The 16,178-nt window shown below is 58.2% G+C and carries 17 protein-coding genes; 9 read left to right on the top strand and 8 right to left on the bottom strand.

Annotated elements, in window-relative coordinates; genetic code table 11:
* The first annotated feature begins 82 nt into the window (after window positions 1-82).
* The 4 genes from ACR0AY_RS16755 (at window position 83) to ACR0AY_RS16770 (ending at window position 4,013) form a co-directional block, all read left to right on the top strand.
* Window positions 83-562: a hypothetical protein gene (locus ACR0AY_RS16755; RefSeq protein WP_170425883.1), complete on the top strand. Its 480-nt coding sequence runs from the start codon at window positions 83-85 to the stop codon at window positions 560-562.
* A gap of 109 nt (window positions 563-671) precedes the next feature.
* A complete protein-coding gene (locus ACR0AY_RS16760; protein WP_170406743.1) occupies window positions 672-1,289 on the top strand; it encodes a ribonuclease HII in 618 nt (205 codons plus the stop codon).
* Between the two features lie 105 nt (window positions 1,290-1,394).
* A complete protein-coding gene (locus ACR0AY_RS16765) occupies window positions 1,395-2,498 on the top strand; it encodes a site-specific DNA-methyltransferase (RefSeq protein WP_170406740.1) in 1,104 nt (367 codons plus the stop codon).
* Between the two features lie 132 nt (window positions 2,499-2,630).
* A complete protein-coding gene (locus ACR0AY_RS16770; protein WP_170398937.1) occupies window positions 2,631-4,013 on the top strand; it encodes an adenylate/guanylate cyclase domain-containing protein in 1,383 nt (460 codons plus the stop codon).
* Between the two features lie 84 nt (window positions 4,014-4,097).
* Here the strand turns inward: ACR0AY_RS16770 and ACR0AY_RS16775 are convergent, their stop codons facing one another.
* Both ACR0AY_RS16775 and mutY read right to left on the bottom strand, forming a co-directional pair.
* The gene (locus tag ACR0AY_RS16775) at window positions 4,098-5,234 is read right to left on the bottom strand and encodes an alkane 1-monooxygenase (RefSeq protein WP_170514857.1); all 1,137 of its coding nucleotides are present in this window, start codon (window positions 5,232-5,234) and stop codon (window positions 4,098-4,100) included.
* A 59-nt stretch (window positions 5,235-5,293) separates the two neighbouring features.
* Complete coding sequence (gene mutY / locus ACR0AY_RS16780; protein WP_480438894.1) at window positions 5,294-6,349, bottom strand: A/G-specific adenine glycosylase; 1,056 nt, start codon at window positions 6,347-6,349, stop codon at window positions 5,294-5,296.
* Window positions 6,350-6,430: 81 nt separating this feature from the next.
* Here mutY and ACR0AY_RS16785 point away from each other — a divergent pair, with 81 nt between their 5' ends.
* Window positions 6,431-6,937, top strand: coding sequence for a DUF721 domain-containing protein (locus ACR0AY_RS16785; protein ID WP_170398930.1), 507 nt, complete (start codon window positions 6,431-6,433; stop codon window positions 6,935-6,937).
* 14 nt (window positions 6,938-6,951) lie between these two features.
* Window positions 6,952-7,617: a DsbA family protein gene (locus tag ACR0AY_RS16790; protein WP_480454440.1), complete on the top strand. Its 666-nt coding sequence runs from the start codon at window positions 6,952-6,954 to the stop codon at window positions 7,615-7,617.
* Window positions 7,618-7,655: 38 nt separating this feature from the next.
* Here ACR0AY_RS16790 and lpxK read toward each other — a convergent pair whose 3' ends face one another.
* From lpxK to ACR0AY_RS16815, 5 genes are all read right to left on the bottom strand, one after another.
* Entirely contained in the window at window positions 7,656-8,654 is a 999-nt protein-coding gene (lpxK, locus tag ACR0AY_RS16795; RefSeq protein ID WP_170398923.1) for a tetraacyldisaccharide 4'-kinase, read from the bottom strand.
* The gene (locus ACR0AY_RS16800) at window positions 8,641-9,876 is read right to left on the bottom strand and encodes a glycosyltransferase N-terminal domain-containing protein (RefSeq protein WP_170425876.1); all 1,236 of its coding nucleotides are present in this window, start codon (window positions 9,874-9,876) and stop codon (window positions 8,641-8,643) included. Before ACR0AY_RS16800 ends, lpxK begins: the two co-directional genes overlap by 14 nt.
* Entirely contained in the window at window positions 9,873-10,673 is an 801-nt protein-coding gene (locus tag ACR0AY_RS16805) for a 3'(2'),5'-bisphosphate nucleotidase CysQ (protein ID WP_170406723.1), read from the bottom strand. Before ACR0AY_RS16805 ends, ACR0AY_RS16800 begins: the two co-directional genes overlap by 4 nt.
* Window positions 10,660-12,006: a TldD/PmbA family protein gene (locus ACR0AY_RS16810; RefSeq protein WP_170398913.1), complete on the bottom strand. Its 1,347-nt coding sequence runs from the start codon at window positions 12,004-12,006 to the stop codon at window positions 10,660-10,662. The genes ACR0AY_RS16805 and ACR0AY_RS16810 overlap by 14 nt, the downstream gene beginning before the upstream one ends.
* A gap of 125 nt (window positions 12,007-12,131) precedes the next feature.
* The gene (locus tag ACR0AY_RS16815) at window positions 12,132-13,655 is read right to left on the bottom strand and encodes a DUF2125 domain-containing protein (protein WP_170663251.1); all 1,524 of its coding nucleotides are present in this window, start codon (window positions 13,653-13,655) and stop codon (window positions 12,132-12,134) included.
* A gap of 132 nt (window positions 13,656-13,787) precedes the next feature.
* On the opposite strand from ACR0AY_RS16815, the gene ACR0AY_RS16820 reads away from it, so the two are divergent.
* The 3 genes from ACR0AY_RS16820 to ACR0AY_RS16830 are packed head-to-tail and all read left to right on the top strand — an operon-like array spanning window position 13,788 to window position 15,876.
* Window positions 13,788-14,537, top strand: a complete 750-nt coding sequence (locus tag ACR0AY_RS16820) for an SDR family oxidoreductase (RefSeq protein ID WP_170398908.1) — start codon at window positions 13,788-13,790, stop codon at window positions 14,535-14,537.
* Entirely contained in the window at window positions 14,534-15,142 is a 609-nt protein-coding gene (locus ACR0AY_RS16825; protein WP_480454442.1) for an enoyl-CoA hydratase/isomerase family protein, read from the top strand. The genes ACR0AY_RS16820 and ACR0AY_RS16825 overlap by 4 nt, the downstream gene beginning before the upstream one ends.
* Window positions 15,139-15,876 carry a VOC family protein gene (locus tag ACR0AY_RS16830; RefSeq protein WP_480454443.1) on the top strand — a complete coding sequence of 246 codons (738 nt, stop codon included), beginning with the start codon at window positions 15,139-15,141 and terminating at the stop codon, window positions 15,874-15,876. Before ACR0AY_RS16825 ends, ACR0AY_RS16830 begins: the two co-directional genes overlap by 4 nt.
* Here ACR0AY_RS16830 and ACR0AY_RS16835 read toward each other — a convergent pair whose 3' ends face one another.
* The gene (locus ACR0AY_RS16835; protein WP_170514846.1) at window positions 15,877-16,173 is read right to left on the bottom strand and encodes an HNH endonuclease; all 297 of its coding nucleotides are present in this window, start codon (window positions 16,171-16,173) and stop codon (window positions 15,877-15,879) included. It abuts the gene before it with no gap.
* Window positions 16,174-16,178 lie beyond the last annotated feature (5 nt).

The raw sequence follows: 16,178 nt of genomic DNA on the forward strand, positions 1-16,178 counted from the left end.
TCTGAACGGGGTGGTCGCAGTGTCAGGTTATCAAATTCGCGGTCGGTAACCGGCCTGCCCATTATCCGAAAGGACACGCATCATGCACCGGAAATTTATCGCTCTGATCATAGCAACCGCCGTCGCCATTACGGGGATCTCAGCGTCGCAGGCACGGGCGGCAGATACCCGAGATATTCTCGGCGGATTGGCTGCGATCGCGCTCATAGGTGCTGCGGTCAACCACTATCATCAGGAGAAAAAGCGCGACGAAGAGGCAGAGCGCCGCAAGCGTCACAAGCAGGCTGAAGCCAAGGCGAAGAAGGCCAAGAAAAAACATGCTGTACGCCCGTTGCCAAAGCGCGTGGCCCGTTATGACCTACCACAGCGTTGCCTGCGCACGTTCAATGCCTATTCGAACAAGCGTCCGCTGCTTGGGCCGAATTGCCTGAAGAAGTACTATAAACATGCCGATAGCCTGCCACACCAATGCAAGGTTGGTTTCTGGAATGGTAAAAAGGTAAAACGGGCATACGAACCCGCCTGCCTGCGCCAGAAAGGATACCGTGTCGTTTACCAGTAACAGGTTTCGAGCAGGAGTGGCGCCATAGAAGCGCCGCGCGGGAGAGGGTGGCGCAAGCTGCCCTCTCTTTTTTCTTGCGAAGCGCTACGAAACGCGATTTGCCAAGGATATGACGACACCTGATTATGAACTCGAACGGGCTTTGCTGGCACGCGGATATACCCGAATTGCCGGGGTGGATGAGGTTGGGCGCGGTCCGCTGGCCGGCCCGGTTGTAGCCGCAGCGGTTATTTTGAACCCGGATGACATTCCCGCTGGGTTGAACGATTCAAAAAAACTGACGGCCAAGCGTCGCGGCGGTTTGGATGAGATATTGCGCGACCGGGCAGAGGTCGCGGTGGCCGAAGCCACGGTTGCAGAGATCGATGAGCATAACATCCTGCGCGCCTCGCATCTGGCGATGGTACGCGCGGTAGCTGCGCTGGACCCGGCTCCGGATTTCTTGCTGATTGATGGCAACATGATCCCGCGCGGTATGAAATTGCCCTCGCAGGCGGTGGTGAAGGGCGACGCACGGTCGGTGTCGATTTCGGCAGCATCGATCATTGCAAAAATCTGGCGTGATCAGCTGATGGTGGATTTGGCGCAACAGCATCCCGGCTATGGGTGGGAGGCGAATGCCGGATATCCGACAAAACAGCACCGCGAGGCGTTGCAAAATCTTGGCGTGACCCCACACCATAGACGTTCGTTCAAACCGGTCCACAATATCTTGTATCAAGAGTAAATCGTAAGTCGCTGATTCAAAAAAGAAATTGACGGCGAATCATCTTTGACTCATCCTTGTCTCAACCAAATGAGCGCAAAAGCGCCGTGGAACTGAGGCAGTGATATGACCACAATCAAGACAAAGGGCGCAGCCGCGCTCCCTTTAAACACGATTCTATCCGGTGACTGCATCGAGGCGATGAACAGTCTGCCCGAGGCGTCGATTGACCTGATTTTTGCGGACCCCCCGTATAATTTACAGTTGAAAGGTCAATTGCACCGGCCCGATAATTCTCAGGTCGATGCGGTCGATGATCACTGGGATCAGTTCAGCAGCTTTGGGGCTTATGACCAGTTCACGCGGGAATGGTTGAAGGCTGCGCATCGTCTGCTGAAGCCCAATGGTGCGATCTGGGTGATTGGGTCTTATCACAACATTTTCCGCGTGGGTTCCGCCCTGCAGGATGCGGGCTATTGGATTTTAAACGACGTTGTGTGGCGCAAGTCGAACCCGATGCCGAACTTCCGTGGCAAGCGGTTTACCAATGCGCATGAAACAATGATCTGGGCGTCCAAGCGCGAAGGGGCCAAATACACGTTTAACTACGAAGCACTGAAAGCGCTGAACGAAGGCGTGCAGATGCGCAGCGATTGGGTACTGCCGATCTGCACCGGGCATGAACGGCTCAAGGACGAAAACGGCGACAAGGCGCATCCGACACAGAAACCGGAATCACTGCTGCATCGTGTCCTGATTGGCTCGACCAATCCCGGTGACGTGGTGCTGGATCCGTTCTTTGGCACGGGCACCACAGGTGCTGTAGCGAAAATGCTGGGGCGTGAGTTCATTGGAATCGAGCGCGAAGAAAGTTATCGCAAGGTGGCTGAAAAGCGTATCTCAAAGGTCCGTAAGTTTGACCGCGAAGCGTTGGAAGTCAGCGCTAGCAAGCGCGCTGAGCCGCGCGTGCCCTTCGGCCAATTGGTCGAACGCGGCATGCTGCGCCCGGGTGAGGAACTGTATTCGATGAACCAACGCCACAAGGCCAAGGTCCGCGCCGACGGGACTCTGGTAGGGCAGAACGTCAAAGGTTCGATCCATCAGGTTGGCGCGCATCTGGAAAATGCTCCGTCTTGTAATGGCTGGACCTATTGGTGCTTCAAACGCGATGGCAAAACCGTGCCCATCGACGTGTTGCGTCAGCAGATCAGGGCCGAATTGCATAACTGAATACCGCCGGTGCCTGTGGCCTGACACAAGGCACTACGCCTTGCCCCGCCGTTACCGGCGGGGTCTTTTGTTTTTGCCTGTGAGATGGTTGCATAGGGCAGCCCCTGACAGCCCTTTTGGGAGATAAAGGCAATGACCGAGACCACCGCCAGTCAATCCCGCCTTAGCCGGTTCTTTGTTACGCAACCCGACAACTTCGATCTGGACAACAAATATACCGAGGCAGCACTGGAACGACACAAGCGAGAGGGGCTTGAACTGGCCGTTCGTGCACGTTGGATCGCGATGGCGTTGACCGGGCTTTTGCTGATCTATCTGAATCCCCAGTGGGAGGTCCTATGGTACCATTTCATCCTACTTCTGATCTGCGCCAATGGTTGGCTGATCCAACGCGCGGGTCGTGTGGGGCAATCCCGGACCGAGTTGCTTTTGATCTTCGTCGATCTGCTGATCATGACGCTGGGGATGATTGTGCCCAACCCGTTCAGCGACGATGTGCGACCACTGGCGATGCAGTATCGGTTCGACAATTTTCAGTATTTCTTCATTATCCTGGCAGCAGGGACGCTTGCCTATTCCTGGCGCACTGTCATTGCGATCGGTTCGTGGACGGCGATGATGTGGACGGCTGGATGGGTGATCGCTTGGTGGGTCGCCACCCCGATCCCCGGGATTAGCGAGCGTGTGGCCGAGGCTTTGTCAGGCTACCCGGATGTGGCCGAGTTCATGGATCCCAACAGTTTCATGCCAACCCTACGTATCCAGCAGGTGATCGTTTTTGTCATGGTCGCAGTGACGCTTGGGGTGTCGATGCGCCGCCTCAATCGCTTGCTGATGTCCAATGCTGGGCTTGAACGTGAACGTGCTAATCTGTCTCGATACTTTTCGCCGAATGTGGTGGATGAGCTGAGCCAGAACGACGAACCTCTGAAGCAGGTCCGCAAAGAGGATATCGCGGTTCTATTTATCGACATCGTTGGCTTCACCAAGTTCTCGGCTGGCCGTGATCCATATGAGGTTATTGAAGTTTTGCGTGGTTTCCACGCCCGAATGGAGACCGAGGTGTTTCGCCATCACGGAACACTCGACAAATACTTGGGCGATGGGCTGATGGCCACGTTTGGAACCCCCGTACCTGGAGAGCTGGATGCAAGCAATGCGCTGGCATGCGCGCGGTCCATGGTCGAGATGATCGACCGTTGGAATTTGGAGCGCAAGCGCGCGGGTGAGCCAGAGATTCGGATCGGGGTCGGGGTTCATTATGGCTCGGTCGTACTGGGGGATATCGGTGCAAACCGGCTGGAATTTGCAGTGATCGGCGATGCGGTGAATGTTGCTGCGAAGCTAGAGGCCCTGACGCGCGATTTTCAAGCGCGCATCATTGTCAGCGATGCATTGCGGTCTCAGGCTCTAAGCGAGACGCCAAATGCGCAAGACATGATGACCGGGTTTGCACAGCACTCGGACCAGCCTGTTCGCGGTGTTACAGCCCCGATGGATGTCTGGGTGCTGTAGCAACCAGGGCTCCCGCCTGTCAGCACCGGATCAAAGATGTGATCCTTCCCGTTGGGCCGGGCAGCGCGCTGGTGCGCGCTGCAGTCAGGTGCGAGGGGCAGGGTTGTGCGCTTTGTTGTAAGGCTTCCAGTTGGTGATTTCGGGATAGTATTGACGCCGCCAAGCGCGGACCCTCGGATTCATGATACGCCGCCACAAGGGCGGGATCATCGCGGCAAGGGTCATGACCGGATATCCATGAGGCAGTTGCGGCGCTGCGTCCTGCGTATGGTGTTGCAGCAATGGAAAGCGCCGGTTTGGCTTGTAGTGGTGGTCCGAGTGGCGTTGCAAGTTTATCAACAACCAATTCGAGGCCTTTTGTGACGCGTTCCAGGAATGGCGCGGGTGCACATGCTCATATTTGCCATCGCCCAGATATTTGCGCGTCAGCCCGTAGTGCTCGACATAGTTAACAAGTTCAAGCTGCCAGATCGCGGTGCCGGCCTGTACCAAAAACAGGCCTAGCCCTGCCCATCCGCCGATCAGAAATGCTAGCAGCAGCATGGCTCCTTGCAGGCTCCAATAGCGCCAGAACGGGTTTGCCGGGTCGGTCCACGGGCGGTCTTTGCGGGCCAGTTTTTCCCGCTCAGCCCGGAAAGCTGAAATCAGGCTTTGGCGCAGAACGCGCGGATAGAACCGGTGGAAACCTTCGTTGTAGCGAGCGGTTACCGGATCACGCGGGGTTCCGACGTAGCGGTGGTGAACCAGCAGGTGCTCGGACCGGAAATGGGAATAAAGGACCATCGACAACAGTAAATCGCCAAGCCAGCGTTCCAGTTTGCCTTTCTGATGCATCAGCTCGTGGCTGTAGTTGATCCCGATCGTTCCGGAAAGGACGCCCATGCCGAAGAACACGCCGATTTTTTCGACCGAGCTCATATTTACGGCTCGGGTAGTGTACCAGATCAGCCCATAGAGCGTGAGGAATTGCACCGGCGCCCAGGCTTTGGTCAGCCAGATATACCATTGCAGCCCCGCATCTGGCGTATCCGGGTCGGCGTTTTCAAGGTTTAGGCCGGTCAGCCGGTCTAGCACCGCAAAGACCCACCATGTCGAAAGCGGTACCAGCAGGACCCACCATCCGCCTGCCGTAGTGGTCATCCAGATCAGTGGGATCAGGAGGTATGAGACCCAAAAGGGAAGGGCGGATTGCCATCGGGACAGGGTGTCAGATGCGATCATGTTGAGGCTCCGAAACGTTGGCGGCACCGTAGACCGCGCACTGGGCTTTGCCCAGCGGTCTATTGGCCGCGCCAGAGGTCAAAAGCCTTGCGCATAACCGTGGGCAGATCGCTGGGCCTGAATTGGTGTTTGTCCATGACTGTCAGACCGTTCGGATTGCAACCGTCTGGCAATTCGGTTGTCCAAATACGCAGGATCAGGTGAAAGTGGGTGAAGGTGTGTCTCACTTCACCGGGGATTTCGTGCCATCGCGCCGGGAACGGAGGGCTTTCCAGCGGTGTTTCGGACCAGTCCGAGCCGGGCCAGCCCAACATTCCGCCCAGCAGGCCCTTATCGGGGCGGCGTTCCAACAGCAGGGCACCATCGCCGCGTTGGGCGATGTAGATGTGGCCCAGCCGGGTGGGTTTGGGTTTCCTGGGCGTTTTTTGCGGCAGTTCCACCTGCGTCCTCGCCTTCCGCGCCAGACAGGCCGCATGCAGGGGGCAAATACCGCAAGTCGGAGATTTTGGAGTACAGATAGTTGCACCCAAATCCATGACAGCCTGCGCGTAATCTCCAGGCCGGTGCTGCGGGGTCAATGCCGCGGCTTTTTTCTTTAACAGGGGTTTTGAGGCGGGCAGGGGTTCGTGAATATCATAGAGCCTTGCTATGACCCGTTCGACATTGCCGTCCAGGACAGTTTCGGGCCGATCAAATGCGATGGCTGCGATGGCCGCCGCCGTGTAGGGGCCAACGCCCGGCAGTTTCAGTAACGCGTCGTAGCTGTCCGGGAATTGCCCGTCATGCGCGGACGCAACCACCCGCGCGCATTTCAGAAGATTGCGGGCGCGGGCGTAGTAGCCCAGGCCAGCCCATTCCCCCATGACTTGATCATCTTGCGCATTGGCAAGGGCCTCGACGGTTGGCCAGCGCGTGGTGAAACGAACAAAATAGTCGCGAACGGCGGCAACGGTCGTTTGTTGCAGCATCACTTCGGATAGCCAGACGCGGTAGGGGTCTGGTGCTACGCCTGCGGCACGCGCTGCCGGGCCGATACGCCAAGGCATTTCACGTGCGTGGCGGTCGTACCAATCCAGCAGCGTATTGCTCAGGTCAGATTCGGTGCAGTCACGCAAGTTTTATGTAACTCTCTGTCGGGTTTCGCTGGCGTCCGGGTATCAGCCTATTACAATAGCGACGCAGGAGTTGGAAACCAGATGCAACGCAGACGTTCCTCGACCCGCGGGTTCAAGCGCACCGCCACTTTGCTGAACGACCGGATCAGGCAGGCCGGGGAAAGCCGGGGATTTGCCGTCTCGCGCCTTTTGACCCATTGGGCCGAGATTGTGGGCCAGGACATCGCGTCGATCGCCCGGCCGGTGAATGTGGGATACGCCAAGGGTGGCTTTGGCGCGACACTGACGGTGCTGACAACCGGGCCGCAGGCGCCAATGCTAGAGATGCAGAAAGAACAGCTGCGCGACAAAGTGAATGCGGTCTATGGTTACAACGCGATCAATCGGGTGCGTATCACCCAGACCGCGCCTACCGGATTTGCTGAGGGGCAGGCGAGTTTCGATCACAAACCGAAACAGACGAAACCGGTTGTTTCACCAGAAATCGCAGCTGAGGCCGACAATGTGTCGCGCGCCGTTGATGATGAAGATTTGCGCGCGGCCCTTGAACGTTTGGGCCGCAACGTTTTATCCAGACAGAAACGCTAAGAAAGGGCTGATGAATGAGCCGGATTGCAACCGTAATATGTGCGGCTGTCGCCGTGGCCGCTGGCGGCTATTGGCTGACAACGTCGAGTAACACGATCCCTTCGAACCCGCTTGTTGGTGCTGCTGAGGCGCAAGAGGCGGATTTGGACACCTCGACCATCGTCGAGATGGTGCAGGGGGCCGAAGACGCGCCAGTCGAGATCATCGAATATGCATCGTACACCTGCCCGCATTGCGCGAATTTCCATCAGGGCACGTACAAGCAGCTCAAAAAGGACTTCATCGATACCGGCAAGGTAAAGTTCACTTACCGTGAGGTGTATTTCGACCGCTATGGCCTGTGGGCCTCGATGGTCGCGCGCTGTGCAGGACCTGAAAAGTTCTTTGGCATCACCGACCTGCTGTATGAAGGCCAGTCGGAATGGACTCGGGCCGGAGGTCCTGCCGAGATCGTTGATGAACTGCGCAAGATCGGGCGTCTCGCTGGCATAGACAATGATCAGCTTGAGGCTTGCCTGCAGGACGGTACCCGCGCGCAGACACTGGTGGCCTGGTATCAGGAAAATGCCGAACGCGATGGAATTCAGGCGACGCCTACTTTCGTCGTGAATGGGAAGAAGGTTGAAAATCAGCCTTATGACGACTTCAAGACGCTGATCGAAGCCGAGCTTGGCAGCTAAATCCTGAATGGTCAGCCTGTTTTGGGCTGGCCATCTGCCTAAGGTGAAGGCGCGGCCTTCGCCAACAACTCTTTGACTTTGTCATCCTGATTGATTTGCAACCGAACCGGTAGGGTCAGAACTTTGCTGCGGAATGTGGCGGGCAGGCGCACGGCGTCTTTCTCGGTTGTCACCAGTTGCGCGCCCAGTGCTTTGGCCTCGTTCTCAAGCCGCGTCATCAGCGCTGAAGTCAGTGGTTGGTGATCATCCAGTGCCTCGGCCCGCAGCAGTTTAGCGCCTTGCTGTCGCAGAGTTCCAAAGAACTTGTCCGGATAGCCTATGCCCGCAAAGGCCAGAACGGGTGTATTGTTCCAGTCCATTCCGGTTTGGAGCGGACACACCTCGCCGGTGGCGTGTGGGACCGTCAGGGCAGGTTCCCATCTTTCTGAAAATGTTGACTGCGCTGCGGCGTCCCCTAGCGACAACACGAGATCGGCACGTTTCAATCCAACGGCCACAGGCTCTCGCAGTGGACCAGCAGGAAGGCAAAGGCCATTGCCAAATCCGCGCTGCGCATCCACCACGATGATGGAAAAATCCTTGGCAACTGCGGGGTTCTGAAAACCGTCGTCCAGCACGATCGCGGTTGCCCCTGCCGCTGCGGCTGCCTGCGCGCCCGCTGCACGATCTTTGGCGACCCAGACCTCGGCAAACGCGGCGAGCAACAGGGGTTCGTCCCCGACCTGAGCCGCTGTGTGTTTGCGCGGGTCGACCTGCACCGGGCCTTCCAGCGAGCCACCATGGCCTTTGGTCACGACATGAGGTTGATGCCAGGTATCCCTCAAATATTCCAAAACCCAGATCACCGTCGGTGTCTTCCCTGTGCCACCGGCATTCAGGTTTCCAACGCAGATAACCGGTACGCCCGGCGAGATGCCTTGCCCGCTCGCCACGCGACGGGCGGTTGCAGCGGCATAGAGGCGACCAAGTGGCGCCAACAGCCTGGCGCGCAGATCCAACCGATCAGGGGCTGAGTTCCAGAAGTCAGGTGCCCGCATCGTCACGCCCTCGCCGGTCCAGTGTATCCTGTACCATATCGATCAGTTGGTCCGCCTGTGGAGCCCCTTCGGTGACAATCCGCCATCCGGCCAATGCCATGTCTGCTGTGCGGTCAGGTGCCAACAATTCGACAACGCCATCGCCCAACTCTGTTGCGGTTCGTATCTTCAACGCGGCTTTTGCCTGCCCCAATCTGTCATAGAGACTGCGATGCTTGCTGACATGAGGCCCATGGATTACCGCAGATCCCAAGGCGACTGCGGTCAGAGGGTCGTGCCCCCGCGCCCCGCGTTCCAGTGAACTTCCCATGAAGGTAACTGCGGATACACGATGCCAAAGGCCCAGATCCTCGGGCTCGGCTGTTAGAATCACTTGTGTGGTGTCTTCGATTGGATGGCCTTCATCCCAGTTGGCGCATCGAAGGTCCATCGCTTCGAGGCGTTTAAACAGGGGCGATGCCTCGGACATATCCGCCACATGCAGGACCAAAGCCAGACGTGGCAGCATCCGCAAGGCCTGACGATGGGCCGTCAGAACCGAGATGAATTCCTTGTCCTGAACCCATGCGGCCAGCCAAACTGGGCGCCCGGCCATTGTGTGAGTGGTCTCGATCAATTCATCTTCGGGCCAGGGCTCTGGGTTGGGGCTGATATGAAGTGGTGGCGCGACCGAGATTTTTGCCGAGTTCACTCCCAGGCGTCGGATTTGGCGTGCGCTGTCATCATTGGGCGCAAGTATCGCTGTAAAGCAATCCAGCGTGTATCGCGTGATATCAGGTAGCCAACGTCCACCCCTTGCGGTTTTCACGTCGACCACAGCCTCAAGCAAAATTAGCGGAATGCCCCGCTCCTGTGCGCGTGTTATGACATTGGGCATCAGCCCACCGCCAAACCACAGCCCCATATCAGGGCGCCAGTGATCCAAGAACGTGCGCGCCGCGCCGGTATGCTCGGCGGGCAGCATTGTGATCGGGGTATCGCAATCTTCCCAGTCCTTCAGATCAACATCGGGTGGGGCGGTCAGCAACAGCGAAAGTTCTGGTCGCACAGACAGCAGCCGACGGCAAATATTGTCGACGGCCCGCAACCGATCGGGTGTACTGACATGGACCCACAGAAGTTCACCTTCCGGGCGCGCAATCTCGGGGTGACCCGTGCTTTGCGGGACGCCCCAGGACAGGACTCGATAGGCCGCAAGGCTCAGAGATCGCGGCTTGCTCATGCCGGAATTCCGGCCCCATTCGGGTTAAGTCGGGTCTGAAGGTCCGAATGCACCGCTGAACCTGCCGCCACCACGCCGTTCAGGCGCGGGTGGGTATTGTTGAAGCGCAGAGGTTGCCCCAAACGATCGGTACAGAGCCCGCCTGCCTCGCGCAGGATCAGATCTCCGGCGGCGATATCCCATTCCCAACTGGGTCGCAACGTCAGCATCCCGTCAAACCGTCCCTGCGCAACCAGCGCCATCCGATAGGCCAGAGACGGGCGGTATACACGGCGAAAGTCAGGTGCAGCACCGGATTGCCAGTGGCGCGGATCTAGATTGGGTTTTGCCGCCAAAATCTCGGCTTCGGGCAGGTGCGCTTGCCCTGACACTTGGATGGCAGTGCCATTCAACGTTGCACCTTGCCCTTTTGCAGCCGCATACAGCAGATCACGTAAGGGCAGGTAGATGACGGCTGCCGTGACCTCACCGTTCTCGGTTACGGCCAGCGAATGGGCCCATGTGCGCGACCCCTCGGCAAAACTGCGGGTGCCGTCGATGGGATCGATGACGAAGACCCGATCACGGGCCAGACGATCGGGTGAATCCTCGGTTTCTTCGCTCAGCCAGCCATAATCCGGGCGGGCCGCCTGCAGATCACGTTCTAGCATCGCGTTGACGGCCAGATCGGCCTCGGTCACCGGGCCTGCGCCTTCGGGTTTATCCCAGCGCTGGGCATCAGGACCCGAATAGCGCGTGGCGATCTTTCCGGCCTCAAGCGCAGCGTCGATCAGCAGGGGCAGGTCAGTTGCCGGCAAGTGTCATCCCTTCGATCAACAGCGAGGGTACAACGCGCGATAGGTAAGGCCGCGCATCGTTTGCCGGAATGATTCGCATCAGCATGTCGCGAAGATTGCCAGCGATGGTACACTCGTTGACGGGATGGGTGATCTCTCCGTTCTCAACCCAAAATCCCGAAGCGCCGCGTGAATAGTCGCCGGTATTCGGATTGATGGTCGATCCGATCATCGAAGTGACCAAAAGCCCGGTACCCATGTCGCGCAACAACTCTGCGCGGGTCTTCTCGCCTTGCGTCAGGCTCAGGTTCCAGTTGCTAGGCGACGGCGGCCCGGACACGCCGCGCGCTGCGTTGCCGGTCGAGGTCATTCCCAATTTGCGGGCGCTGGACAGGTCTAACGTCCAACCGGTCAGAACGCCATCTTCAACGATCGCCCTGCGCCGTGTTGCCAGCCCTTCGGCATCGAACGGGCGCGAGCCTGAAATGCGCGGGCGATGCGGGTCTTCAATCAAAGACAAATGTGCCGGTAGAACCTGTTGCCCAAGGCTTTCCTTCAGCCACGAGGCCCCGCGGGCTATCGCCGCGCCATTGCTGGCGGCCAGCAGATGGCCGATCAGGGATGATGAAATCCGTTCGTCGAACACCACCGGAAAACTGCCGGTCTGGGGCTTGCGTGCTCCCACGATCTGAACCGCACGTTCACCAGCCGTGCGACCAATCTCGGCGGGGCTGCGCAGGTCAGACTGAAAAGTCCGGCTGTCACCGTCATAGTCACGCTCCATTCCCGTCCCTTCGCCGGAAATGGCGACGCATGAGGTTGAACGGCTGCTGCGCATGTAGCCATCCGAAAAGCCGTTTGTTGCGGCAAGATGGACCCGGTGGGTACCATAGGCGGCCGCAGCGTCGGACACCTGTGAGACTCCCGCAACGTCCAGCGCTGCTGCCTCTGCCGCCAGCGCATCCTGCATCAGAGCTTCAGCGCTGGGTTCAGGGGCTGGGTCAAACAGCTCCAGCGCGTCGAAATTACAGTCGGCGACCAATTGGTCAGGCGCGGCCAAGCCGGTGAACGGATCTTCGGGCGCTTCCCGTGCCATGGCCACGGCGCGCTCGGCCATCGCGGTAAGCGTATCGGGGCGACTATCCGAACTGGATACGATTGCCTGCTGTTTGCCAAGGAAGACCCGCAGCCCTAGATCGGTCGCCTCCGAGCGTTCGGCATGTTCCAATGCGCCACTACGTACTTCCACAGAAACGGATGAGCCATCAATTACTATGGCATCCGCTGCCTCGGCGCCTGCCTTGCGGGCTGCATTCAGCAGCTCTTCACTGATTGTTTGAGGTGTTCGCGTCATGAGGCCTCCGGTCTTGTTGTTCTGGACCTAGCCTCGGATAGTCTGTCCCGCAAGGCCTGCAGCCCACTGGCTTTATGTGCCTCGGGCGGGAAAGGCCAGCACAGCGGCCTTTCCCGATTTGTTTGTCACTTGATACGCTGACCGTTCGCCAGGATCTGTCCATCCTCGGTAAACTCGATTTTCGAGTTCAACGTGTCCGGTTCTTCGCCCGGAACAGCCATCAGACCCATCATCATACGCGCGCCCAGCGCGTCGTTTTCCGACACAAAGCCCATGCCGATCAGCTTGTCCAGCAGAGCGTTGGCCCCAACAAGTTTCAAGTTGGCGACACCCGACGGGGCAGGCAGGCCATCAAACTCTTCCGTGTTGGAGTTGTCGAACGCAAAGTCGCCATCACCGCTCAATTGGGCTCCGACTAATGATACGAGAAGCTTGTTGATCTTCAGCGAATGCAGCTCGCCCGGAACGATATCAGATGTCTCAAGCTCTTCGACGGCTTCCGGGTCCATGAAATCGACCAGAACTTTGGCGGTGCCGGTTGCATCCAACGCGATGGTCGCCGGATCGCGCGGCAGCGCACTAGCAGGGTCGAACATGCTCCACAACACGTCGGACATGGTGAAATCCGTCAGGTTCATGCCAAATCCAAATGGCTGGATTTCTTCCGAGGCCTGCACCGGAAGCTCGAATTTCAGCCCTGCATTTGCCATCGCGATTTCGATTGGAAAAGGCAGATCCGACGTGGTGACGGCTAGTTTGGTGCTGTTCTGCGCAAGATCGTAGACAAGGCGTTGTGCATCGATGCTGCCGGTAAAGCTGCCTCCTTCGGAACTGCTGCTGAGCGAGAATGGCTCACCCTCGGCAGTGCCTGCCATTTCGGTGCTGCCCGCGGCGTACGTGAATGTACCTGAAGCGGCAAATCCGGCCTTGTAGATGTCTTCAATGTTGGCGACATCCATACCGGGTGGGATGATTGTATCGCCATCAAATTTCAAACCATCTAATTTACCGCTGATCCGGCCCGTGTCTTCACTTTCGGGCTCGTTGAAGGCCACATCATAGGACAGGCTGCTGGCCGTGAACTGCTGCGCGATATCGCGCATCTCGCCGATCTGCATCTGCGATGTGCCTGCGATTTCGTCCATCTGAACGTTCAAGGCAAACATGTCGCTGGATACGGTTTCGCCATCAAACTCCATCGAGTCCATCGACAGAGTCAGGCTGTTCGCCGTATAGTCATATGTCATGTTTTCGGGGGTACCCGAAACGACCATTTCCAAGGCGTCGTGAGCGTACATCAGATCAGCCGAAAATGTCTCGCCCTCGGCTTCACCCGAAATTGTCATCGGGAAGCTGGCAGGAAAGCCGATATTGACTGTACCGTCGCCATTTTCGGTCAACGTCATCTCGGGGATGACCATGTCGAAGGTGCCTTCGGTGTCCGGAATGGCCATGGCCATCGTCATGTTCGCGATGGTGGTGACGTTGCCGGAAACGCTCTGATCGCCAGTGACGTCATAGCCCATGCCGCCCAGATAAGCCTGCCAATCGGCCCAGACATCATTGGCGGTAACATCTGCAAACGCGCCGTTGGTTGCAACAGCATAGGCCAAAGCTGCACCGCAGCTACGGCGAAGGAAAACAGTCATAAGAGAACCCTTCTTGATCAATTTGCCGGCATGGTCGTGCCTGTAGCGGCCAGCGTCAAGGGGGAAGGGGTGGACCAATTCCCCATTTGCAGGGTACGAGTTAAGACAATTTCAAATGCAGGGATTTAAACGATGCATATGCAAGGGAAAACGGTTCTGATCACAGGGGCAAGCCGAGGCATTGGAGCGGAAGCCGGGCGCGTTTTTGCCGCAGCTGGGGCCAATGTGGCCTTGGTCGCACGCAGCCGCGATCAGATTGACGCTCTGGCTGCGGCATTGGGTGAAAATGCAATGGCGCTGGCCTGCGACGTCAGCGATTTTTCCCAGGTCGAACAGACAGTTGCCGATTGCATCGACCGGTTCGGCAAGCTGGATGTGCTAATCGGGAACGCGGGCGTCATTGATCCGATCTTTCATCTTTCGAATGCCGACACCCGGGCCTGGAGCCAAGCAATCGACATCAACTTGAAGGGTGTCTTTTATGGAATGCGTGCCGTCCTGCCCATCATGCGGGCAGCAGGCGGCGGGACCGTTCTGACAGTCTCGTCCGGTGCCGCGTCGAACCCGGTCGAAGCCTGGAGCCACTATTGCGCATCAAAAGCCGGGGCCAAGATGCTGACCGAATGCCTGCATCTGGAAGAGGCGCATCACGGTATTCGCGCAATGGGCCTGTCCCCGGGAACTGTGGCCACAGATATGCAGCGGGTGATCAAGGCCAGCGGAATCAATCCAGTAAGTCAGCTGGATTGGGACGATCACATCCCCGCAGACTGGCCCGCGCGGGCGTTGATGTGGATGTGCTCGGCAGATGCGGATGAGTTCTTGGGGACCGAGATATCGCTGCGCAACGAAGACATCCGAAAAAGGGTCGGGCTGACGTGATCGAACTGACACAGGATGATGGGTTGTGGACCGTCAGGTTGAACAATCCGGATAAGGCCAATGCGCTGACCTCAGCGATGCTTAGCGAATTGGTACGCATCGCAGAGGCGGCGACCGAGGCACGTGCATTGATCCTGACGGGGGCGGGCCGGGTCTTCAGTGCGGGCGCCGATCTTGAAGAAGCGCGGGCGGGCCTTGCGACCTCCGATCTTTGGGAGAGGTTGTCGGGTGCCATTGCCGCCTTGCCCTGTCTGACGGTGGCCGCACTCAACGGCACTTTGGCCGGTGGAGCCAACGGTATGGTGCTGGCCTGTGACCTGCGTATCGCAGTGCCCTCGGCCAAGTTCTTTTACCCGGTCATGAAGCTGGGATTCTTGCCGCAGCCCTCGGATCCCAAGCGGATGGCAGAGTTGATCGGTCCGGCCAGAACCCGACTCATACTGATGGCGGGACAGAAGATTTCTGCAGAAGAAGCTTATAGCTTTGGGCTGGTTGATCGGGTGGTTGAGCCCGAACATTTGATACCAACTGCACAAGAACTTGTAGCCGACAGCCTGTCCGCAGATCCGTCGGTTGCTGCGGGCATAGCCGGATTGTGCCCATGAGGTTGGCCGCGCTCCGATTGCGGGTGGCGGACCCGGATGCGTTGGCAGCGTTTTATCGTGATGTGCTTGGCATGTCTGTCAGGGTTGAAGGCGCCAATCGTGGTCTTGGGTATCCGGGTCAGGATGCCGATCTGTTGCTTATGCCGGGCGGCGGGGGCTACCGCCATGACCCGGGGCAACGGTATTGGAAGATCGGGATCACGCTGCCGGATGTTGATCTTGCTGCAGAACACCTGCGCCAGAAGGGCATCCTGGTCAGCGCGCCGCGGCAGTTTCTGGATATCGGCTATATGTGCCATCTGAATGACCTCGAAGGTTTTGCCATCGAGCTGTTGCAGCAGGATTTCGAGGGCAACCGACCGGTTGATGCTACAAGCCCAGACGCACCCTTCGCCAAGGCCTGTATCGGCCAGATCACCCTGCGAACTGGCGATATTGCTGCCGAAGATGCGTTCTGCCGATCCATGGGAATGTCATTGCTGTCTCTGCAGGATGTCGAACCTCACGGGTTCGATCTGCATTTCTACGCGTTCACCGCAGAGGAGCCTCCCAACCCCAATCTCTGGGCGGTTGAAAATCGCGAATGGCTGTGGAAACGCCCATATACCACGTTGGAATACCAGCATATTCCGAATGCTCGGTTTGCACCGGTGCCGGATTATCTTGGGATCGAGGTTGAAGGGCTGACCGACCCGAAAAAGGATGCATTCGGTGATCCCTGGCTTCCGGCCTGATCAACGTCTGCGCCGTTTGCCCGGCACTTTTGAGCGAAACCCCGGTGGGCGTTTGCGCACCCAAATCAGGAACTTCTCAAGCCTCGGGTGGGTGCGGAGCGCATCGACAGTGTGGAAGTCGCGCGCCAGTTCGGACTCGGTCAACGTCGCGTGGACCTCTTTGTGGCATATCTGATGCAACAAAACGGTGGGCCCGCCCTTGCCTCCCTTAAGCTTTGGGATCAGATGGTGCAGGCTTCCACCACCTTCGGGGATCGGACGGTTGCAGAGCGGGCAGATCGGATCGGAATTTGCCATGACCT

The organism is Ruegeria sp. A5, assembly GCF_056543005.1.

Excerpts from the sequence above, each read along its gene's own strand:
- ACR0AY_RS16755 (WP_170425883.1), top strand. The coding sequence starts at position 83 with ATGCACCGGAAATTTATCGCTCTGATCATAGCAACCGCCGTCGCCATT.
- ACR0AY_RS16760 (WP_170406743.1), top strand. The coding sequence starts at position 672 with ATGACGACACCTGATTATGAACTCGAACGGGCTTTGCTGGCACGCGGA.
- ACR0AY_RS16765 (WP_170406740.1), top strand. The coding sequence starts at position 1,395 with ATGACCACAATCAAGACAAAGGGCGCAGCCGCGCTCCCTTTAAACACG.
- ACR0AY_RS16770 (WP_170398937.1), top strand. The coding sequence starts at position 2,631 with ATGACCGAGACCACCGCCAGTCAATCCCGCCTTAGCCGGTTCTTTGTT.
- ACR0AY_RS16775 (WP_170514857.1), bottom strand. The coding sequence starts at position 5,234 with ATGATCGCATCTGACACCCTGTCCCGATGGCAATCCGCCCTTCCCTTT.
- ACR0AY_RS16785 (WP_170398930.1), top strand. The coding sequence starts at position 6,431 with ATGCAACGCAGACGTTCCTCGACCCGCGGGTTCAAGCGCACCGCCACT.
- ACR0AY_RS16790 (WP_480454440.1), top strand. The coding sequence starts at position 6,952 with ATGAGCCGGATTGCAACCGTAATATGTGCGGCTGTCGCCGTGGCCGCT.
- lpxK (WP_170398923.1), bottom strand. The coding sequence starts at position 8,654 with ATGCGGGCACCTGACTTCTGGAACTCAGCCCCTGATCGGTTGGATCTG.
- ACR0AY_RS16800 (WP_170425876.1), bottom strand. The coding sequence starts at position 9,876 with ATGAGCAAGCCGCGATCTCTGAGCCTTGCGGCCTATCGAGTCCTGTCC.
- ACR0AY_RS16810 (WP_170398913.1), bottom strand. The coding sequence starts at position 12,006 with ATGACGCGAACACCTCAAACAATCAGTGAAGAGCTGCTGAATGCAGCC.
- ACR0AY_RS16815 (WP_170663251.1), bottom strand. The coding sequence starts at position 13,655 with ATGACTGTTTTCCTTCGCCGTAGCTGCGGTGCAGCTTTGGCCTATGCT.
- ACR0AY_RS16820 (WP_170398908.1), top strand. The coding sequence starts at position 13,788 with ATGCATATGCAAGGGAAAACGGTTCTGATCACAGGGGCAAGCCGAGGC.
- ACR0AY_RS16830 (WP_480454443.1), top strand. The coding sequence starts at position 15,139 with ATGAGGTTGGCCGCGCTCCGATTGCGGGTGGCGGACCCGGATGCGTTG.
- ACR0AY_RS16835 (WP_170514846.1), bottom strand. The coding sequence starts at position 16,173 with ATGGCAAATTCCGATCCGATCTGCCCGCTCTGCAACCGTCCGATCCCC.